The organism is Moraxella sp. K02 (assembly GCF_041154755.1).
Lineage (GTDB): Bacteria > Pseudomonadota > Gammaproteobacteria > Pseudomonadales > Moraxellaceae > Faucicola.
On the sequence record NZ_AP031590.1, the window covers coordinates 14,653 to 35,784 of the forward strand.

Sequence of the window (21,132 nt, forward strand, 5' to 3'; positions counted from 1 at the left end):
ATTATGATAGAACTAAAAGATGCCAGTATTCGCCGTGATGGGCGCGTATTATTTAAAGATGTTAATTTGCAAATCCATCCAGGTTGGAAAATCGGGTTAACAGGCAACAATGGCACAGGTAAATCCAGTTTTTTTGCGACGCTATTGACCCAAAAAGGCGAAGGCGAATTGGCACTCGATACAGGCGGTCTATCGGTTCCCAACAGTTGGCAAATCGGTCATATGGCGCAAGAGATTGAAAGCACTGACCAGTCGGCGATAGATTTTGTATTGAGTGGCGACAAAGAATACTTTGAGCTGCAAGATAAGATTAACCATCCAGATACCTTGTCAGAAGATGAGCTTGCCCACGTGCACGCCCGCTTTGATGATATCCATGGCTATAGTATCCCTGCAAAAGCGTCCCAAATCATGACAGGACTTGGGTTTAATGTTGCTCAAGAAAGCCAACCTGTGAGTAGTTTTTCAGGCGGCTGGCGTATGCGCCTAAACCTTGCCAAAACCTTAATGAGCCGTGCGGATTTATTGTTGCTTGATGAACCGACCAATCACTTGGATTTAGATGCCATCTTGTGGCTTGAAGAATGGCTCAAAGCCTATGACGGCACGCTACTCATGATTTCGCATGACCAAGCGTTTTTGGATAATGTGGTGAGTAATATCTTGCACATTGAGAACCAACAAATGACCCTTTATACAGGCAATTACAGCACCTTTGTGCGTACCCGTAGTGAACGCCTAGCCCAGCAGCAGCAACAGTTTGAAAAACAGCAAGAAACCCGTGCGCACCTCGAAGATTTTATCCGCCGTTTTAAAGCCAAAGCCTCCAAAGCCAAACAAGCGCAAGCCCGTGTCAAACAGCTAGAACGGATGACCGAGCTAGCGCCTATCATGGCGGACAATCCGTTTCAGTTTCGGTTCAAATCCCCTGTGCAATTAACATCGCCATTATTGGTGCTAAATAATGCCAGTGTAGGTTACAATGGTGTCGCGCTCATCGAGAAAATTCGCCTACAAATTACCCCTGACAGCCGCATCGGGCTGCTAGGGATGAATGGCGCAGGCAAATCAACGGTCATTAAAGGCTTGGTGGGTGAGTTGCCTATCTTGGCTGGGACGCGTAAAGCCGCAGATAGTTTAGTACTAGGATATTTTAACCAACACCAAATGGATAGCCTCGATGGCGAAGCATCCCCCATGTTGATGCTGCAGCGTCTCGCAGGCAAAACCTCAGACGCTGATTTACGGGCGTTTTTAGGTAGTTTTGACTTTCGCGGTGAGCGTATTGATACCCAAAGCAAGTTATTCTCTGGCGGTGAGCGGGCTAGACTCACCCTTGCGCTCATCGTATGGCAGCGCCCCAATGTGTTGGTATTAGACGAGCCGACCAACCACCTAGATTTGGAGATGCGGCAAGCATTGAGCATGGCTTTGCAAGAATTTGAAGGGGCGGTCATTCTGGTGTCACATGACCGAGAAATGATAGCCAATGTTTGCGATGAGCTATATTTGGTGCATGATGGGCAATGTAATGTCTTTGACAATGACATCGCTTATTATAGTCAGTGGTTATCACAAACCCGCAAACAGCAAGCCAAACAAGCGAACGACAATAAAAAGCTCGAAGACAAAAAATTAGCTGACCATAGAAAAGATGTTTCACGTGAAACGTCTAGCGCACCCAATGCATTATCTAAAGAAGAACAACGCAAAAAATCCGCTGAACAGCGTAAACTCACCGCGCCCATCCGTAAAAAAATCGAAAACGATGAGGAACAGCTAGAAAAATTGGGCGAAAAACTGGCGAAAATTGAAGAACAGTTAGGCGATACCAGTCTGTACGAGGATAGCCTAAAAGCGGATTTGTTAACGTTGCTCGATGAGCAGACGGCATTAAAAAGTGAGATTGAAGCAGTCGAAGAGCAGGTGATGAATTTGATGATGGCACTCGAAGACATCGAAAATAATTTTAATTAGACAATAAAAAAGACAGCCTAGACTGTCTTTTTTTATTTAATCAAACATTATTTTGCATCAGCAAAGTATTGTTGCAAGTCATCATTACCACCGATGTGCTTGCCACCGATAAATACTTGCGGGGTGGTTTCACGACCAGTAATTGCTCGCACTGAGGTAATACTGGCATCTTTACCAAGTACAATTTCTTCAAACTCAAAGCCTTTTTGGGTTAACGTTTCTTTGGCTTTGGTACAATGTGGGCAACCAGGCTTGGTAAAAATAGAGACAGAGGGTTTGTCTTGCCAGTTTGGGTCAATATATTTAATCATGGTATCGGCATCTGATACTTCGTATGGGTCATCACTGCCGCTGTCTTGGGGTTCGTCAAAGATTTTGACGATTTTACCATCATCGACCAGCATTGAATAACGCCATGAACGTTTGCCAAACCCAATTGCTGAGTCATCAATTAGGCGCCCCATCGCTTCAGTAAACTCACCGTTACCATCTGGAATCACGGTTACATTGCTACAGTCTTGGTCTTTTGCCCAAGCATTCATAACAAACGTATCGTTGACCGAGACACACACGATGTCATCAACGCCTAGTTTAGCAAATTCAGTTGCCAATTCATTATAGCGGGGTAAATGCAGTGATGAACACGTTGGTGTAAATGCCCCAGGTAAGGCGAATAATACTACTTTTTTGCCTTTAAATAATTCATCCGTACTAATATCTACCCATTTGCCTTGCTGTTGGGTATGAAAAGTCACGCTTGGCACTTGTTTGCCAATCATATCGCTAAACGCCATGTCCTACTCCTTATTATGGTAAATTGTTATACTACATTTTTTAGTAAATTACCTATCTATTTACTCATTATACAAACAAATAAGGTAAAAAACTGTAATCAGCGTGATTAAAAAGTTAATTATTTTAATCAGTATTTTAATCAGTATTTTAAATCATTATATAGTTTATGATTTATTTTATATGATTAACTTCGGTAAAAACAGCTAGTCAATTGTTAAAAATTGACAAAATCAGTTATGATAGGGCAGATTTTTTAGATTTTATTTAACGAATTTGATAAGGAAAACCTTATGCCATCATTTGACGTGGTTTCAGAGTTACAGTTATTTGAAGTTAAACATGCCGTACAAAATACCGAGAAAGAAATCGCCACCCGGTTTGACTTCAAAGGCAGCGATATTAAAGTCGAACTGAATGAAAAAGACAAAAAAATCACCATCACCGCAGACAATGAGTTGCAGATGGAAAACGTGTATGCCATGCTTGAGAAAAACATGATAAAACGTGGGGTGGATTTGCAGTCGCTCGACCCACAGGATAATCAAGGCTCGGGCAAACAAATGAAAAAGGTGGTCAATCTCAAAGATGGACTTGATGGCGATACTGCCAAAAAAATCAGTAAGGCATTAAAAGAGTCGGATTTGAAAGTATCGGCAGCGATTCAAGGCGATAAAGTACGGGTCAATGATAAGAAAAAAGACACGCTACAGCAAGCGATGGCGTTTTTAAAAGAAAAACAATTTGGCGTGCCACTGCAATTTAATAATTTTAAAGACTAAAACGCAAAAATTAGCACGCAAAAATTAGTACAAAACAACTAGCATAAAAAAAGCCCTTGTTTCAAACAGGGCTTTTATTTTTACAGGTTGCTATTAAAGACTTTCTTTCGTAGAAGGCAATCTATCGAGTGCGCGTTCATCATATTCCACCGCCATGCGTAGCGCACGAGCAAATGCCTTAAACGTACTTTCAATTTGGTGATGGCTGTTTTTGCCTTTCAAGTTATCCAAATGAATAGTTATCATGGCATGATTGACAAAGCCATAGAAAAATTCACTGAACAAATCCACATCAAACCCACCAATCATCGCACGGGTAAATGGGATATCCATGTGCAGTCCAGGGCGACCTGAAATATCTACTACCGCACGGCTAAGGCTTTCATCAAGCGGGGCATAAAAATGTCCATAACGCACGATGCCTTTTTTATCGCCAATTGCTTGTTTAAAGGCTTGACCTAGTGTAATGCCAACATCTTCGACACTATGATGGTCGTCAATGTGGGTATCACCGTTACAGGTGATATCCATGTCAATTAAGCCATGCCGTTTGATTTGGTCAAGCATATGGTCAAGAAATGGCACGCCCGTGTCAATACTACCTTGACCGGTACCGTCAAGGTTGATAGACACGGTGATTTGGGTTTCGGCGGTATTTCGTGTGACAGTGGCGATACGCGATGGGCGAGTGGTCATGGTTTTCCCTTACAGTTAAAAATCACAATCTTTTATGTTCAGCATCTTTTTCACGTTGTTTGATAACTTTACGCACTTTATCACGCGCCCGGTCTTGTTTGAGCTTGGATAAATAATCCACAAAAACTTTACCATTTAAGTGGTCAATTTCATGTTGGATACATACGGCAAGTAGGCCTTGTGCTTCCTCAACAAACGGGTTGCCCTGCGCGTCGACAGCCTCAATTCTGACATGTTTGGGTCTATCGACTTTGTCATAATACTCTGGCACAGACAAACACCCTTCTTCGTAGCTATATAATTCATCGGCTAATGGGGTAATAACAGGGTTGATAAACACCCGAGGCTGGCTGCCATCTTCAGATAAGTCCATCACCACCAATTGAATGTGCTCATCCACTTGTGTCGCCGCCAGACCAATACCTTTGGCGGCATACATGGTTTCAAACATATCATCAATCAAGGTTTTTAGGTCATCATCAAAGTGAGTGACAGGCTTGGCAAGGGTACGAAGCCTCGGATCTGGGTAATTTAAAATGGTACGTAAAGTCATAATCGGTCAACTGTTAATAAAGCAAAAATTATCTAAAAAAATTGGCATAGGGTAACGCAAACGCTAAAGTTTGGCTACTATAACTTATATATAGGTGCAAACCAATCGCTTCACAATAGCAAATAATCAATGATAATGATTGAGTGATTAAAATCTACCAAAACCAAATCATTTAAAAAAACGATTTAAAGAGAAAATTTATGAAGCCCCAATTATTTTATGCTATGCTAACCAAAATTTACATAGTGCAAATTATGGGTGATTTTGCGACACATAACACAACATTTGGCTATGATTTTTATAAGTGATGGTAAAGAGTATGCTATTTTAAAGCGTTAAGCAGTTAACCTTGAGCATTGGGCTATGACGAACTATAACACCACGACAATGAAAAAATTATCCTTCGCTTTATTGGCAACCCTAGGTATGACAGTGACTTCGGTGGCCGCTGCCAACAACCCGCCGCCTCGTATCAAAGCCGATGCTCCTAACCGTTATGTAGTAAAAAAAGGTGATACGCTTTGGGATATCTCCGGTAAATTTTTAGAAAGTCCGTGGCGCTGGAAAGAAATTTGGGCGACTAATAAGCAGATTCGTAATCCGCATCTGATTTATCCAAAAGATGTGATTATCTTATGTGTGATTAAAGGGCAAAAATTGGTCGGTGTAGATACGGGTGAAGGCTGTGCAGGCATTGAAAAAGCCATGAGCGCGCCAGTCACCACAACCACAGTGGTAAGTGCCGCCGGTAGTATTACTGCGATTCCTTTGACTGCCATTGAAACATGGCTTGAGCGCAATATCATCGTATCGCCTGATGACTTTAAAACTACCCCCTATGTACTTGCTTCAAAAGATAAAAACATTATCACAGGTGTGGGTAACAAAATCTATGCCAAAGGCGTGCCACTCATTGTGGGACAACGCTATGGCGTGTATCGTGAGGGCGAACCGTATGTTGACCCAACCAACCGTAAAGTCATCGGTCTTGAAGTCACCCAAGTTGCCGCAGGTATCGTCACTAGCGTAGCATCAAACGGTGTTTCTAGTATCGAGCTTAAAAAATCGTATGGTCAAGAAGTGCGCGAAGGCGACCGTGTATTTGTCGAAGTCGGTCAGTATTTGCCCCCCGCTTTTTATCCAAAACCTGCCAGCGTTACCCGTGGCGGTCGCGTGATTCGCATTTTAAACTCAATTAGTAGTACAGGTCGAGATGGGGTGATTGCCATTAATTTGGGTACTAGCCAAGGCGCTGAGCCAGGCGATGTGTTGACGGTTTATCAGAAAGGCGCTTTAGTCTTGGACGACTATTCACCCGTGAAAGGTGGGGCAGTACGCTTGCCAAGTGAGCAAATCGGTCATGTGATGGTATTTAAAGCATTTAACGATATTAGCTACGCTTATGTACTTGATGCAGAATCACCGATTCATGAGCAAGATTTTTTATTGCCTGCGGTCGGCAATTAACGCTTTCGCTTACCTTTGCTTGCCCTTGGTTATGCTTGATGGGTAAGCGATTGTTCAAAAGCCAGTCACCTTGACTGGCTTTGCTGTCTTTAAAGTTTTTATTGTGAGAAAAATTTATAATAGCAAACATTCATAAGCCCTATACATGCCTAAGGAATATACGTGATGCAGGACTATCAGCCTAACCTAAACCCGGCGCAGCAGGCCGCCTTATTGTTATGGCATTTAGTGAACTTATCGGTACCTGTTTATAACAAGCTTGTAGCGCGTTTTGGTAGCGCTGAACAAGCCATTCAAGCCAAGCTAGCAGACTGGCAAGCGCTGGGCTTGCATGATAATCACCATAAACGCTTTGCTGAGTTTATCCGCGCCAGTCGAACCAGCCAATTTTTGCATGATACGCTATTAGAACTATCACAAGGGCAGTATGGGGTTGTGTTTGATAATGACCCTTTATATCCGACGCAGTTAAAAAACATCTATGACCCACCCCCTTTGCTATTGTATCAAGGCAACTTATCTGCCTTAAGCCAACCTCAATTGGCCATCGTTGGAAGTCGTAAACCTAGCCCACATGCCGAAAAAATTGCCTTTGATATGGCGCAATATTTGGCGCACGAAGGCTTATGGATCACCAGTGGCATGGCAGAAGGCATTGACAAACAAGCGCATTTAGGTGCGTTAAGTCTACAGATGACGGGCACACAAGGTGGTACTATTGCGGTACTGGGCAATGGTATTAAACATTGTTACCCAAAAAATCACGCCAACCTTAAAGCCCATATTATTGCGTCAGGTGGCTGCGTCATTAGTGAATTATTACCTGATATGCCGAGCAATCGTTACCATTTTCCAAGGCGCAATCGTCTCGTCGCTGGGCTAAGTTTGGCAACTTTGGTTGTAGAAGCCGCTGCCAAAAGCGGCTCACTCATCACTGCCAGAGAAGCCAACGAGCAAGGCAAACAAGTTTTTGCTATTCCTAGTCATATTGAAAACCTCAATGCCAAAGGTTGCCACCAATTGATTCGTGAGGGTGCGACCTTGGTCGATCATCCCTCACAAATTTTGGAAGATTTATCAATTTTTAAATCACCGATTGTCAAAGCCACCGAGGTTGAAACAGCGCCGATAGTTGCCCAGGCAGTGAGCAATAGCCCTCAATTACCGTCCGAATCAGCACCAAACACTCAGCCGCACCAAGCGCCATTGGCGATGGATGTGCCGCCGCATTTGCAGACACTACTTAATCAACTCGATTGGGTCGGGCAAGATTTAGACAGCTTGGTCGATAAGACCCGCACCGATATTGCGACACTCATGGGCTGGCTGATTGAGCTTGAACTCATGGGACTGGTAATGCAGCGCGGCGGTCTATATATGCGCTGCCGTCCTTAATTTTGATAAGCGATGAGCAAAAAAAACTACAAAATAATCGAGGTATATAATGCAATTTAATGACACCCAGCTCGATGCAGTTCAGCAATTTTTACAAGCCGGCAATCTGCTCGCTTATCCAACCGAAGCGGTGTGGGGAATCGGCTGTGACCCGTTTAACGAAACCGCAGTGAAACAGATTTTAGCGATTAAACAACGTCCAATCGAAAAAGGCATGATTGTTATCACAGGCGATATCGCGCATATTCAGCCATTTTTACAGCCGTTACCACAGCAGGTAGTCAACACCATTGCGGCAAGTTGGCAGTCTAGCGATGCACAAGCCACCACTTGGTTGTTACCGATTCCTGCATCATTGCAAGGCAAAATCCCCGAGTGGGTCACAGGTGGGCGAGATAGCTTAGCCATACGGGTGATTAGCCATCCGATGATTGCCAAACTTTGCAATCACATTGCCCATGTAGACAATAATAACCCATTTGGATTTTTGGTATCCACGAGTTGTAACCTATCGGGTTTAACACCTGCTACTGATTTCGCGGCGGCTTATCAATACTTTGGTGATGCCATCGGTTATTTACTCGGCGACACCCTTGGATTTGTTCGACCTAGCCAAATTTTTGACGCACTAACCCAACAACAAGTACGCGCTTAACGCCTTGTTTTTAGCAATTTTTATCTTCTCATGTCATAAATACGCAAATTTAGTGTGGATTTCATAGGAAAAACGCCATTTTGACCCGCAAATAATGCTATTCACTCTTGAAATCAAAGGGATTCACCATTATCAAAGCCGATAACTTTAACCGTTTTAACGTGTAACTGTTACCTTGGTGATGGTTAATTTGATAATAGGAGTGATGATTGATGAATTCAGCTGATAATAACCAAAATACGCAACCGCATAACCAAACTGACGCTGTCTCAACGGAGTTAAAAGATGCCATGGAACAGTTTGAGCCAAGTAACGAGCAAAAAACCATTCCTAGCGACATCAACTTAAGCACCTACGAGCAGCGTATTGCCGAGCTTGAAGGTCAAGTCAAAGAAGCCAAAGAAGCCCATGCCCGTGCCAATGCTGAGGCCTACAATGCGCGCAACCGCATGGAGCAAGAAACCGAAAAAACCAAAAAATTCGCCTTAGAAAAGTTTGCCAAAGACCTATTAGAAACCGTGGATAACCTTGAACGTGCAATTGAAAGTAGCCAATCTGACAATGATCCTGTGCTTGAAGGCGTCAAACTTACCCACAAGTCGCTGCTTACGGTGCTAGAAAGATACGGCGTAAAAGTGGTCGATCCACAAGGCGAAACATTCAATGCTGACCTGCATGAAGCTGTGGGTATCGACCCAGAGGCAAGTGCCAACCAAGTCGGTCAAGTACTACAAAAAGGTTATACGCTAAATGAGCGTTTATTGCGCCCCGCCATGGTTCGCGTAGGTAGCTAGTAGGCAAGCAGTAAACCACGGATTGGCCGATGGGTAACAAGCGTAGCAAAAAACTTTTGCTAACTGCTTGAAAAAAACCCTCGGTAAACCGATATAAAAATACAAGACAACGTGGTGCTCATCACCACTTACCATCAAAATAAAAATTGGAGAATTTAATTATGGCTAAAATTATTGGTATTGACTTAGGTACAACCAACTCATGTGTTGCAGTGATGGAAGGTGACAAAGTTAAAGTCATCGACAATGCTGAAGGTGCACGTACCACCCCATCAATCGTTGCTTATAAAGATGACGGCGAAATCTTAGTGGGTCAATCAGCTAAACGCCAAGCGGTAACCAACCCACAAAATACCTTATTTGCTATCAAGCGTTTAATTGGTCGCAAGTTTGAAGACAAAGTTGTGCAAAAAGATATCGGCATGGTGCCATATAAAATTGTCAAAGCTGACAATGGCGACGCTTGGGTTGACATCAACGGTAAAAAATTAGCACCACCTCAAATTTCTGCTGAAGTTTTGAAAAAAATGAAAAAAACTGCAGAAGATTATTTGGGTGAAAGCGTGACTGAAGCGGTAGTAACTGTACCTGCTTACTTTAATGACAGCCAACGTCAAGCCACTAAAGACGCTGGTAAAATCGCAGGCCTTGATGTCAAACGTATCATCAACGAACCTACAGCGGCGGCTTTAGCTTACGGGATGGACAAAAAAGGCGGTGCAGACCGTAAGATTGCGGTTTATGACTTAGGTGGTGGTACTTTCGATATTTCAATCATCGAAATCGCAGACGTTGATGGCGAGCAGCAATTTGAAGTGCTTTCAACTAATGGTGACACCTTTTTAGGCGGTGAAGACTTTGACTTAGCAGTAATTGATTTCTTAGTTGAAGAATTCAAAAAAGAAAACAGTGTGAACCTAAAAGGTGACCCACTGGCAATGCAGCGCCTAAAAGAAGCGGCAGAGAAAGCGAAAATCGAACTTTCAAGCTCACAAAGCACGGATATTAACTTACCGTATATCACTGCCGATGCCACAGGTCCAAAACACTTAGTGGTAAACGTAACCCGTGCCAAGTTAGAAAGCTTAACTGAAGCGCTTGTCAACCGTACCATTGAGCCTTGTAAAATCGCACTGAGCGACGCGGGCTTAAAAGCGTCTGATATTGATGACGTTATCTTGGTGGGTGGTCAAAGCCGTATGCCATTGGTGCAACAACGTGTTCAAGAATTCTTTGGTAAAGAGCCTCGTAAAGATGTGAACCCTGATGAAGCGGTAGCGATGGGTGCAGCGATTCAAGGTGCGGTACTGTCTGGTGACAAAACTGACGTACTACTGCTTGATGTGACACCGTTAACGCTAGGTATCGAAACCATGGGCGGTGTGTTGACACCAATCATCGAGAAAAACACCATGATTCCAACCAAGAAATCACAAGTGTTCTCGACAGCGGATGACAACCAACCTGCGGTAACTATTCAGGTCTACCAAGGTGAGCGTAAAATTGCTGCACAAAACAAATTACTTGGACGTTTCGATTTGACCGATATTCCACCCGCACCGCGTGGCGTACCGCAAATTGAAGTTACCTTTGACATCAACGCTGACGGTATTATGAATATCTCAGCAAAAGACAAAGGGACTGGTAAAGCACAAAGTATCCAAATTAAAGCCGACTCAGGTCTATCAGATGCTGAAATTGAGCAAATGGTTCGTGATGCTGAAGCTAATGCCGCTGAAGATGCCAAATTTGCTGAACTTGCGCAAGTACGTAACGAAGCAGATGGTCGTATTCATGGCGTACAAAAAGCCATGAAAGATGCCGCTGATAAAGTAACCGATAGCGATAAAACTGCAGTAGAAGACGTTATTAAAGCGCTAGAGTTGGCTGTCAAAGAAGATAATCTAGATGACATCAAATCAAAACTTGAAGCCCTAGACAATGCCTTCTTACCGGTTAGTCAAAAAATCTATGCTGACGCAGGCGCTACGGCAGAAGCGGGTGATGCACAGCCACAACAAACCAAGCAAGATGATGGGGTTGTCGATGCAGAATTCACCGAAGTAAAAGATGACAACAAATAATCAGTTCACTGATTAGAGCATCAATAAAATACCGCCGCAAGGCGGTATTTTTATTTTATTTGAAAAAAAAGGTGTTGACACCCATTCCAATTCACGTATAATACGCCACCACTGAGCGACGAACAGTTTACAAACAAGTAAAACAAGTTACGAAGCTTAGAAAGAATTAAAATAAAGCTTGACAGAGTAAAACAAAACGTATTACAATATCAAGCTCACCAAATGATAGACGATATCTTTGGTACATTAAATAACAACAAACACAAGAACAACTTGTGTGGATTTTCACTTAGGGCGATAAAATTAAGACTTTAATTAATTTGTATTGTCAGAGTGAAGATACTCGTAAGTTTATTTGAGCAAAGACAGTATAAATAATTGAGTCAACAAATTAAATCTATTGACACCGCGTAGCGGTGACAATAGATAGAAAGATTAAACTGAAGAGTTTGATCATGGCTCAGATTGAACGCTGGCGGCAGGCTTAACACATGCAAGTCGAACGATGAAACTCTAGCTTGCTAGAGATGATTAGTGGCGGACGGGTGAGTAACATTTAGGAATCTGCCTAGTAGTGGGGGATAGCTCGGGGAAACTCGAATTAATACCGCATACGACCTACGGGTGAAAGGGGGCGCAAGCTCTTGCTATTAGATGAGCCTAAATCAGATTAGCTAGTTGGTGGGGTAAAGGCCCACCAAGGCGACGATCTGTAACTGGTCTGAGAGGATGATCAGTCACACCGGAACTGAGACACGGTCCGGACTCCTACGGGAGGCAGCAGTGGGGAATATTGGACAATGGGGGCAACCCTGATCCAGCCATGCCGCGTGTGTGAAGAAGGCCTTTTGGTTGTAAAGCACTTTAAGCAGGGAGGAGAGGCTAATGGTTAATACCCATTAGATTAGACGTTACCTGCAGAATAAGCACCGGCTAACTCTGTGCCAGCAGCCGCGGTAATACAGAGGGTGCGAGCGTTAATCGGAATTACTGGGCGTAAAGCGAGTGTAGGTGGCTCATTAAGTCACATGTGAAATCCCCGGGCTTAACCTGGGAACTGCATGTGATACTGGTGGTGCTAGAATATGTGAGAGGGAAGTAGAATTCCAGGTGTAGCGGTGAAATGCGTAGAGATCTGGAGGAATACCGATGGCGAAGGCAGCTTCCTGGCATAATATTGACACTGAGATTCGAAAGCGTGGGTAGCAAACAGGATTAGATACCCTGGTAGTCCACGCCGTAAACGATGTCTACTAGCCGTTGGGGTCCTTGAGACTTTAGTGGCGCAGTTAACGCGATAAGTAGACCGCCTGGGGAGTACGGCCGCAAGGTTAAAACTCAAATGAATTGACGGGGGCCCGCACAAGCGGTGGAGCATGTGGTTTAATTCGATGCAACGCGAAGAACCTTACCTGGTCTTGACATAGTGAGAATCTCTCAGAGATGAGAGAGTGCCTTCGGGAACTCACATACAGGTGCTGCATGGCTGTCGTCAGCTCGTGTCGTGAGATGTTGGGTTAAGTCCCGCAACGAGCGCAACCCTTTTCCTTATTTGCCAGCGGGTTAAGCCGGGAACTTTAAGGATACTGCCAGTGACAAACTGGAGGAAGGCGGGGACGACGTCAAGTCATCATGGCCCTTACGACCAGGGCTACACACGTGCTACAATGGTAGGTACAGAGGGTTGCTACACAGCGATGTGATGCTAATCTCAAAAAGCCTATCGTAGTCCGGATTGGAGTCTGCAACTCGACTCCATGAAGTCGGAATCGCTAGTAATCGCAGATCAGAATGCTGCGGTGAATACGTTCCCGGGCCTTGTACACACCGCCCGTCACACCATGGGAGTCTATTGCACCAGAAGTAGGTAGCCTAACGAAAGAGGGCGCTTACCACGGTGTGGTCGATGACTGGGGTGAAGTCGTAACAAGGTAGCCGTAGGGGAACCTGCGGCTGGATCACCTCCTTAACTAAAGCACTAAGTGAGAATTCACAGCAAGTTGTTCTTGTGTATAAATAAGCTAATAATCGTTAATCTACAGCAGCGCAAATAGCAAGGCTAAGACTAAAATCCTTAGCAAAGGATTTTAGCTCGAACCTAAAATTGCGATGCAATTTTTTAACGGTTCTCGGGGTCTATAGCTCAGTTGGTTAGAGCACTGCCTTGATAAGGCAGGGGTCATAAGTTCAAGTCTTATTAGACCCACCATTTAACCAGAGGTTAAATGCTTTAGAATTTACTTGGTAAATTCTCTTGCACTCGGGCAAAGCGATGCTTTGCTGATCCTTGCTCAGGGGCCATAGCTCAGTTGGTAGAGCGCCTGCCTTGCACGCAGGAGGTCAGGAGTTCGACTCTCCTTGGCTCCACCATAATTAGCTTAACGTAATAAAGCAGACAGAGTAATTTAGTAAGTGTATTAAGAGATTACTTCAATCTGTTTTATCAGAAATCACGACCTGACGAGGGTCTGATAATTCAATAACAACATAGAGAAATGAGTCTGGGTTAATTATCAAGTTCCAACGAAGATAATTAACCTTAGTAATCAGCCAATCAGACCCAAAGAAATGATTGGAACAACTGATTACTTAAAAGTAAAGAGAACTGAATCAAGCGTAAACATAGGTGAAGATCGTTACCATTACCTATACGACCCTTTAGGGTTGTATAGTCAAGTAATGAAGTGCACATGGTGGATGCCTTGGCAGTCAGAGGCGATGAAAGACGTGACAGCCTGCGAAAAGCGTCGGGGAGGCGGCAATATCCTGTGATCCGGCGATATCTGAATGGGGAAACCCACTTGTCATAAGACAGGTATCGTAAATTTATTTACGAGGCAAACCGGGAGAAGTGAAACATCTCAGTAACCCGAGGAAAAGACATCAATAGAGATTCCCCTAGTAGCGGCGAGCGAACGGGGAGGAGCCGACGAGTTTTAGTGTAGAAGAAAGGTTTGGAAAGGCCTACTGTAAAGGGTGATAGTCCCGTATTCGAAACACTTTAATGAGCATATTAAGTAGGGCGGAACACGAGAAATTCTGTCTGAAGATGGGGGGACCATCCTCCAAGGCTAAATACTCCTGACTGACCGATAGTGAACCAGTACCGTGAGGGAAAGGCGAAAAGAACCCCTGTGAGGGGAGTGAAATAGAACCTGAAACCGTGTGCATACAAGCAGTCGGAGCATCATTTATGATGTGACGGCGTACCTTTTGTATAATGGGTCAGCGACTTATATTCTGTAGCAAGGTTAACCGAATAGGGGAGCCGTAGGGAAACCGAGTCTTAATAGGGCGTCTAGTTGCAGGGTATAGACCCGAAACCGAGTGATCTATCCATGAGCAGGTTGAAAGTGACGTAACAGTTACCGGAGGACCGAACCCACTGTCGTTGAAAAGCCAGGGGATGACTTGTGGATAGGGGTGAAAGGCTAATCAAACTCGGTGATAGCTGGTTCTCCCCGAAAGCTATTTAGGTAGCGCCTCGGACGAACACCATTGGGGGTAGAGCACTGTTTCGGCTAGGGGGTCATCTCGACTTACCAAACCGATGCAAACTCCGAATACCGATGAGTGATATCCGGGAGACAGACGGCGGGTGCTAACGTCCGTCGTCAAGAGGGAAACAACCCAGACCGCCAGCTAAGGCCCCAAATTCCTAGTTAAGTGGGAAACGATGTGGGAAGGCACAGACAGCTAGGAGGTTGGCTTAGAAGCAGCCATCCTTTAAAGAAAGCGTAATAGCTCACTAGTCGAGTCGGCCTGCGCGGAAGATGTAACGGGGCTCAAACTAGGAGCCGAAGCTGCGGATTTAATTGTTTCAATTAAGTGGTAGGGGAGCATTGTGTAAGCCTGTGAAGGTGTGTTGTAAAGCATGCTGGAGGTATCACAAGAGCGAATGCTGACGTGAGTAACGACAATGCGAGTGAAAAGCTCGCACGCCGGAAGACCAAGGGTTCCAGTCCAACGTTAATCGGGGCTGGGTGAGTCGACCCCTAAGGCGAGGCCGAAAGGCGTAGTCGATGGGAAATCGGTTAATATTCCGATACTTGTTTATGATGCGATGGAGGGACGGAGAAGGTTATGCCAGCTTGGCGATGGTTGTCCAAGTGGAAGGATGTAGTTAGACTTAGTAGGCAAATCCGCTAGGTTATTAATGAGATCTGATAGCAAGCTGTACTTGTACAGCGAAGTGGCAAATACCCTGCTTCCAGGAAAAGCTTCTAAGCGATAGTCATAAAGAAATCGTACCCTAAACCGACACAGGTGGTCAGGTAGAGAATACCAAGGCGCTTGAGAGAACTCTGCTGAAGGAACTAGGCAAAATGGTACCGTAACTTCGGGAGAAGGTACGCTGCCGATGGTGAGTAGACATGCTCTACAAAGCTATTGGCAGTCGCAGATACCAGGCCGCTGCAACTGTTTATTAAAAACACAGCACTCTGCAAACACGAAAGTGGACGTATAGGGTGTGATGCCTGCCCGGTGCTGGAAGGTTAATTGATGGGGTTAGCGTAAGCGAAGCTCTTGATCGAAGCCCCAGTAAACGGCGGCCGTAACTATAACGGTCCTAAGGTAGCGAAATTCCTTGTCGGGTAAGTTCCGACCTGCACGAATGGCATAATGATGGCGGCGCTGTCTCCAGCAGAGACTCAGTGAAATCGAAATCGCAGTGAAGATGCTGTGTACCCGCGGCTAGACGGAAAGACCCCGTGAACCTTTACTACAGCTTTACATTGAACTTTGACCTTACCTGTGTAGGATAGGTGGGAGGCTTTGAAGCAGGCACGCCAGTGTCTGTGGAGCCATCCTTGAAATACCACCCTGGTAATGTTGGGGTTCTAACTCAAGCTTAACAGAGCTGAGGACAATGTATGGTGGGTAGTTTGACTGGGGCGGTCTCCTCCTAAAGAGTAACGGAGGAGTACGAAGGTGCGCTCAGAACGGTCGGAAATCGTTCGAAGAGTATAAAGGCAAAAGCGCGCTTAACTGCGAGACCCACAAGTCGAGCAGATACGAAAGTAGGTCTTAGTGATCCGGTGGTTCTGTATGGAAGGGCCATCGCTCAACGGATAAAAGGTACTCTGGGGATAACAGGCTGATACCGCCCAAGAGTTCATATCGACGGCGGTGTTTGGCACCTCGATGTCGGCTCATCTCATCCTGGGGCTGAAGCAGGTCCCAAGGGTATGGCTGTTCGCCATTTAAAGAGGTACGCGAGCTGGGTTTAGAACGTCGTGAGACAGTTCGGTCCCTATCTACCGTGGGCGTTGGAAATTTGAGAGGATCTGCTCCTAGTACGAGAGGACCAGAGTGGACGAACCTCTGGTGTTTCGGTTGTGACGCCAGTCGCATTGCCGAGTAGCTATGTTCGGATGGGATAACCGCTGAAAGCATCTAAGCGGGAAGCCCACCTTAAGATTAGATTTCCCTAAAGAGCCGTTGTAGACTACGACGTTGATAGGTTGGGTGTGGAAGCACAGCGATGTGTGTAGCTAACCAATACTAATTGCTCGTTTGGCTTGACTATACAACGCCTAAATGGCTTTGTAGGTAATAACGATTATCACCTCGCTTGATATAGCTGATACTTTACTTTTAAATTAACTCATTCCTCTATCCCCCTTTGCTGACGATAATAGCTTGGAGGTCCCACCTGATCCCTTCCCGAACTCAGAAGTGAAACTCCAATGCGCCAATGGTAGTGTGGTTCGCCCATGTGAGAGTAGGTCATCGTCAGCTCCCTATTCCAAAACCCCCTTACATAAGTAAGGGGGGTTTTGTTTGGTGGCTATGGTCTTATTTTTTTTAGTTTGCCTCTATAATCTCCTATTTCTGTCAGTGCGTTACGCATCTTCACACTATAATTTTACCAATTATGTATACTAATTTAATCAATATTGAGTCTATGCGAATCTTAGATTCAAAGTTGATATTTTCTAGAAAATTATAACTATATTTAAGAATTTAGGATAAAAAATGACGCAAAAACCTGTTAAATCCGAACCCGAGATGAATACTCACCAAGGTAATGCGGGTGAAACCCATCAACAAGCTGACAAAAATTCTACCAATTTGACCACCCAGCAAGGTATCGTAATTGCTGATAATCAAAATTCGCTAAAAGCGGGTCGCCGTGGTCCTGCATTACTAGAAGATTTCATTTTACGCGAAAAAATTACCCATTTTGACCATGAACGTATTCCAGAGCGTATTGTGCATGCGCGAGGTAGTGCAGCGCATGGTTATTTCGAGTTGACTGAGTCATTAGAACAATATACTACTGCTAAAGTGCTTACTGAAGTAGGTCAGAAAACACCTTTATTTACCCGTTTTTCGACAGTAGCGGGTGGCGCAGGATCGATTGATACGCCGCGTGATATTCGCGGTTTTGCAGTTAAACTTTATACTAAGGAAGGAAATTGGGATTTGGTGGGTAACAATACCCCAGTATTCTTTATTCAAGATGCTATTAAGTTTCCAGATTTGGTGCATGCGGTCAAGATGGAACCCGATCGTGGTTTCCCACAAGCTGCTTCAGCGCATGATACTTTTTATGATTTTATTTCATTGAGTCCAGAAACATTGCACAATTACTTGTGGGCAATGAGTGATCGTGCTATTCCTCGCAGTTTGCGTATGATTGAAGGCTTTGGTATCCATAGTTATCGCTTTATTAATGCCCAAGGTGAAAGCGTGTTCTTCCGTTATCACTGGCGTCCACGTCTTGAACTGCAATCACATGTTTGGGATGAAGCAGTGAAAGTTGCCGGTGCGGATCCAGACTATCATCGTCGTGATTTATTTGAAACCTTGTCTGAAAATGGTGATGAAGTTGTTTGGGATTTTGGTGTGCAGATCTTTACCCAAGAGCAAGCGGATAAGTTCCCTTTTGATCATTTAGATGCTACCAAGCTTATTCCAGAGGAGTTGGTACCAGTTAAAGTGGTTGGTAAGATGGTCTTAAACCGTTATCCCGATAACTTCTTTGCTGAGACAGAGCAAGTGGCTTTCTGCCCAGCGAACATCGTCCCAGGTATCGACTTTAGTAATGACCCATTGCTACAAGGTCGTTTATTTAGTTATCTTGATACCCAGCTGTCGCGTTTAGGTTCACCAAATTTTGCTCAATTGCCAATTAATGCACCAAAATGTCCATTCCATAATATGCAGCGTGATGGTCATATGCAGATGCAAATTCCGAAAGGTCGCGTTGCTTATGAACCACAAAGTTTAGAACCAGAAAAACCGCGTGAAAATCCCGCAGTAGGCTTTAAATCATTTGTTGAGGATTTAAGCCAAGGCAATGATACAGTTAAAGGTCGTATCCGTGCAGAAAGCTTTGCAGACTTTTATAGTCAACCACGTATGTTCTATCGTAGTCAAACCCCTATTGAGCAGGCGCATATCGCTTCAGCGATTGTATTTGAGCTTTCAAAAGTTGAGACGCCCTATATCCGTGAACGCATGGTTGCGCAGCTGTTAACGGTTGATGCAACATTGGGTAAACGCGTTGCCGATGGGTTAGGGATGAAATCAGTGCCAAAACCGATTGAGCCGACGGTTCCAGTGCAAGACTTACCATTATCGCCGGCTTTGCAGTTGATTGGCAAAGCCAAGCCAACGCTTGAAGGTCGTAAAGTGGCTATTTTAGTCGCAGATGATTCAAATGCAGAAATGCTTGAAAAATATAAAGCGGCGATTACCGCAGCAAAGGCAACACCCTTTATAGTAGCACCAAAAATTAGCATTACGTTAAACAATGGTGAATCCATTGCAGCTGACGGTCAATTGGCGGGTTCGCCTTCTGTCTTATTTGATGCAGTCGTTAGTATCATTATGCCAGAGCAAGCGAAAAAACTAGCCAAAGTGAGTGAAGCGATTGCGTGGTTTAAAGATGCGCACGCCCATCTAAAGGCGATTGCTTATTGCGGTGCGACGGATGAATTTATCCTAATTCCTCAGCACATTGAGAAAGATGCCAGTGTAGTGGCTTTAAAGGAAATAGATACCTTTATTGAGAAGGCCAAATCGCGTGAATGGGATCGTGAACCTCATGTGCGTGATTTAGCGTAATTCATTAACCCAGCAACAAAAAAGCTAGCTTATTATTAAGCTAGCTTTTTATTTATTTGGCGGAAACGGAGGGATTCGAACTCAACAGGTATCTATTTGATTTTTAAAGATTTAATTTATCTAAATTTAAAATCAACCCAACAAATAAACCAACATAAGAATAGTGCTTAAGGCAAAAGGATTACCAACTCATAAACTGTATAAATTTTGTAATTCAAATTAAGTACAGATATACATTATCTATAAAAAACTTATGTTTATTTCTTTATTAGCTTTTTTCATTATACCTAATAATGTAATTTAATAGTCTTATCTTTTTGGTAGATTTTCTCATGTTATATCCTTATGCTAAATCATAACTTCAGTATATTATTATTGCTGAGTTAAATTCCAAATAGCATAAGCGAGAAATGAAATTTCAACGTCAGTTAGATATTGAAACTAAGGACGCTAAAAACGTTCAAACAATATGCAACGCAATGTATTAAAAGGGCAAATAGGTGAGCAATTTATGCCATTTATTGCTGATTTTCCTTATAGCTCTGCAGATTGCCGATTTATGGGTGAGCCAATAGATTACGTGATTTTTCATAATCTACATGCTTGTAGTGAGAGTAGTGTACCAATAGAAGATGTCAAAGTGATCTTTGCTGAGATCAAGACAGGTGAAGCGAAGCTCAATCCAAGACAAAAAATACTACGCCAGGTGATTGAAAATAATCAATTTAGTTTTGAAGAGTTGCGTATAAAGACTGATAAAGACGGACAAAATCGAGTCGTTTATGAAATCTAAAAATCAAAGATATAGCTAGGGTTAAATCCTACTTGTGAAATGGCTCAATATTCCCTTATTGTCCATTTAGCACAGGAGACTAGGGTAAATTAGATTAAAATATAAAATTACTTTATCATTTATGATTCAGAGTAATAAATTAAAATATCAGTTCTAAAACAATTGTTTTAGCTCTCTATAGGGTAATATTCAACTTCAAAAAACCATATCGAACTATTTGACTTTTGATAACCTCCACCGATATCTAATCCTCTATCTGCTATTTTTGCAGCTAGATTAGCGTTAGAAACTGATTTTTCATCAAAACTTAGCTTTACCGTATTCCTGATCAAATGTCCTTCTAATCTATCCCTTGCCATTAGTCTTAAATCTGGGTCAATTTCGACCCATTTCTTTATGTCATCAGGAATTTTCGGTTCATGCCTTGGTTTTCCATATTCACAGAAAACAGCTCTTTGAAGCTTTCCATCTTTTTCAAAATTGGCTCTTATGCCTAGATTAGCAGAAATTTTCTCTGCTATATCTGCTTTAGCTATTATTGTACCCTTAGCATCATAAAATTTTGCATCAACTAAATTGATAGTTTTAGCACCTAATGAACTTGCTAAACTCCTGAACGCTGCTTCTTTTTCTTTTAATAGAGTCTCACTATAAGTGCTAAAAGGTATATATACATTAGTAATAATTGGATGTTTTATATAAAAACTCCCATTTCTTGCAATTTCACCAAACGTTAGGTTTAAGGTATTTGTTTCTTCAGGACTAATCACTTTTAAAGGCGAGGAAAGGTCAAGTTCTTTCGCAATGTATTTAATTAAGCTATCTCTTAAATCGATTTTCGATTGTTCATTTGGTTTATTAATTTTTTTATTTAGTAAATATGCAAAACTAACACTATCTACGATATTTAAAACATTTGTAACATTTGGCATTAAAACTGATAGTAATACATTAGGAGCATTACTAATAATGTTCGAAAAATTTAAATTATTTTTTGATTTATGCACTATTTCAATGAGTTTTGCATCATCGGCAATAAGAATTAGTTGAGAGTTTTCCATCTTTGAA

At 43.2% G+C, this 21,132-nt stretch carries 13 protein-coding genes, 2 tRNA genes and 3 rRNA genes; 14 read left to right on the plus strand and 4 right to left on the minus strand.

The features are described 5' to 3' along the window. Positions 1–3: 3 nt before the first annotated feature. Entirely contained in the window at positions 4–1,977 is a 1,974-nt protein-coding gene (locus ACAM39_RS00065; RefSeq protein WP_369627766.1) for an ATP-binding cassette domain-containing protein, read from the plus strand. A gap of 47 nt (positions 1,978–2,024) precedes the next feature. Here ACAM39_RS00065 and ACAM39_RS00070 read toward each other — a convergent pair whose 3' ends face one another. Continuing rightward, on the minus strand, positions 2,025–2,771 hold the full coding sequence (locus ACAM39_RS00070; protein WP_369627767.1) for a glutathione peroxidase: 747 nt from the start codon (positions 2,769–2,771) through the stop codon (positions 2,025–2,027). A 291-nt stretch (positions 2,772–3,062) separates the two neighbouring features. Between ACAM39_RS00070 and ACAM39_RS00075 the strand changes: the two genes are divergently transcribed. Next, positions 3,063–3,551 carry a YajQ family cyclic di-GMP-binding protein gene (locus ACAM39_RS00075; protein WP_036591734.1) on the plus strand — a complete coding sequence of 163 codons (489 nt, stop codon included), beginning with the start codon at positions 3,063–3,065 and terminating at the stop codon, positions 3,549–3,551. A 93-nt stretch (positions 3,552–3,644) separates the two neighbouring features. Here the strand turns inward: ACAM39_RS00075 and hisB are convergent, their stop codons facing one another. Continuing rightward, entirely contained in the window at positions 3,645–4,247 is a 603-nt protein-coding gene (hisB, locus tag ACAM39_RS00080) for an imidazoleglycerol-phosphate dehydratase HisB (RefSeq protein ID WP_007117432.1), read from the minus strand. 22 nt (positions 4,248–4,269) lie between these two features. Next, complete coding sequence (def, locus tag ACAM39_RS00085; RefSeq protein ID WP_128680988.1) at positions 4,270–4,800, minus strand: peptide deformylase; 531 nt, start codon at positions 4,798–4,800, stop codon at positions 4,270–4,272. 363 nt (positions 4,801–5,163) lie between these two features. On the opposite strand from def, the gene ACAM39_RS00090 reads away from it, so the two are divergent. The 12 genes from ACAM39_RS00090 to ACAM39_RS00145 all read left to right on the plus strand — a co-directional run bounded on the left by ACAM39_RS00090 (position 5,164) and on the right by ACAM39_RS00145 (position 20,064). Continuing rightward, positions 5,164–6,267 carry a LysM peptidoglycan-binding domain-containing protein gene (locus ACAM39_RS00090; protein WP_369627768.1) on the plus strand — a complete coding sequence of 368 codons (1,104 nt, stop codon included), beginning with the start codon at positions 5,164–5,166 and terminating at the stop codon, positions 6,265–6,267. 165 nt (positions 6,268–6,432) lie between these two features. After that, on the plus strand, positions 6,433–7,662 hold the full coding sequence (gene dprA, locus ACAM39_RS00095; protein ID WP_369628615.1) for a DNA-processing protein DprA: 1,230 nt from the start codon (positions 6,433–6,435) through the stop codon (positions 7,660–7,662). A gap of 49 nt (positions 7,663–7,711) precedes the next feature. After that, entirely contained in the window at positions 7,712–8,317 is a 606-nt protein-coding gene (locus ACAM39_RS00100; protein WP_369627769.1) for an L-threonylcarbamoyladenylate synthase, read from the plus strand. Positions 8,318–8,529: 212 nt separating this feature from the next. Next, positions 8,530–9,111, plus strand: a complete 582-nt coding sequence (gene grpE, locus ACAM39_RS00105) for a nucleotide exchange factor GrpE (protein WP_369627770.1) — start codon at positions 8,530–8,532, stop codon at positions 9,109–9,111. A gap of 161 nt (positions 9,112–9,272) precedes the next feature. After that, complete coding sequence (gene dnaK, locus ACAM39_RS00110) at positions 9,273–11,195, plus strand: molecular chaperone DnaK (protein WP_369627771.1); 1,923 nt, start codon at positions 9,273–9,275, stop codon at positions 11,193–11,195. Positions 11,196–11,632: 437 nt separating this feature from the next. Next, a 16S ribosomal RNA gene (locus ACAM39_RS00115) occupies positions 11,633–13,164 on the plus strand. Positions 13,165–13,327: 163 nt separating this feature from the next. Then, positions 13,328–13,404, plus strand: a tRNA-Ile gene (locus ACAM39_RS00120). 85 nt (positions 13,405–13,489) lie between these two features. Then, positions 13,490–13,565, plus strand: a tRNA-Ala gene (locus ACAM39_RS00125). Between the two features lie 300 nt (positions 13,566–13,865). Then, positions 13,866–16,725: ribosomal RNA gene (locus ACAM39_RS00130) — 23S ribosomal RNA — on the plus strand. Positions 16,726–16,823: 98 nt separating this feature from the next. Then, a 5S ribosomal RNA gene (gene rrf / locus ACAM39_RS00135) occupies positions 16,824–16,937 on the plus strand. The 16S, 23S and 5S rRNA genes sit together here with 2 tRNA genes alongside, the layout of an rRNA operon. A gap of 237 nt (positions 16,938–17,174) precedes the next feature. Beyond that, positions 17,175–19,271: a catalase gene (locus tag ACAM39_RS00140; RefSeq protein WP_369627772.1), complete on the plus strand. Its 2,097-nt coding sequence runs from the start codon at positions 17,175–17,177 to the stop codon at positions 19,269–19,271. 469 nt (positions 19,272–19,740) lie between these two features. Then, a complete protein-coding gene (locus tag ACAM39_RS00145; RefSeq protein ID WP_369627773.1) occupies positions 19,741–20,064 on the plus strand; it encodes a Holliday junction resolvase-like protein in 324 nt (107 codons plus the stop codon). A 167-nt stretch (positions 20,065–20,231) separates the two neighbouring features. Here ACAM39_RS00145 and ACAM39_RS00150 read toward each other — a convergent pair whose 3' ends face one another. After that, positions 20,232–21,125, minus strand: coding sequence for a hypothetical protein (locus tag ACAM39_RS00150; RefSeq protein WP_369627774.1), 894 nt, complete (start codon positions 21,123–21,125; stop codon positions 20,232–20,234). Positions 21,126–21,132 lie beyond the last annotated feature (7 nt).

What these genes read in the sequence shown, in the direction of transcription:
- ACAM39_RS00150 (WP_369627774.1), bottom strand. Translation starts at nt 21,125, where the DNA reads ATGGAAAACTCTCAACTAATTCTTATTGCCGATGATGCAAAACTCATT.
- ACAM39_RS00140 (WP_369627772.1), top strand. Translation starts at nt 17,175, where the DNA reads ATGACGCAAAAACCTGTTAAATCCGAACCCGAGATGAATACTCACCAA.
- ACAM39_RS00065 (WP_369627766.1), top strand. Translation starts at nt 4, where the DNA reads ATGATAGAACTAAAAGATGCCAGTATTCGCCGTGATGGGCGCGTATTA.
- grpE (WP_369627770.1), top strand. Translation starts at nt 8,530, where the DNA reads ATGAATTCAGCTGATAATAACCAAAATACGCAACCGCATAACCAAACT.
- hisB (WP_007117432.1), bottom strand. Translation starts at nt 4,247, where the DNA reads ATGACCACTCGCCCATCGCGTATCGCCACTGTCACACGAAATACCGCC.
- ACAM39_RS00145 (WP_369627773.1), top strand. Translation starts at nt 19,741, where the DNA reads ATGCAACGCAATGTATTAAAAGGGCAAATAGGTGAGCAATTTATGCCA.
- dnaK (WP_369627771.1), top strand. Translation starts at nt 9,273, where the DNA reads ATGGCTAAAATTATTGGTATTGACTTAGGTACAACCAACTCATGTGTT.
- ACAM39_RS00075 (WP_036591734.1), top strand. Translation starts at nt 3,063, where the DNA reads ATGCCATCATTTGACGTGGTTTCAGAGTTACAGTTATTTGAAGTTAAA.
- ACAM39_RS00090 (WP_369627768.1), top strand. Translation starts at nt 5,164, where the DNA reads ATGACGAACTATAACACCACGACAATGAAAAAATTATCCTTCGCTTTA.
- ACAM39_RS00100 (WP_369627769.1), top strand. Translation starts at nt 7,712, where the DNA reads ATGCAATTTAATGACACCCAGCTCGATGCAGTTCAGCAATTTTTACAA.
- ACAM39_RS00070 (WP_369627767.1), bottom strand. Translation starts at nt 2,771, where the DNA reads ATGGCGTTTAGCGATATGATTGGCAAACAAGTGCCAAGCGTGACTTTT.
- def (WP_128680988.1), bottom strand. Translation starts at nt 4,800, where the DNA reads ATGACTTTACGTACCATTTTAAATTACCCAGATCCGAGGCTTCGTACC.
- dprA (WP_369628615.1), top strand. Translation starts at nt 6,433, where the DNA reads ATGCAGGACTATCAGCCTAACCTAAACCCGGCGCAGCAGGCCGCCTTA.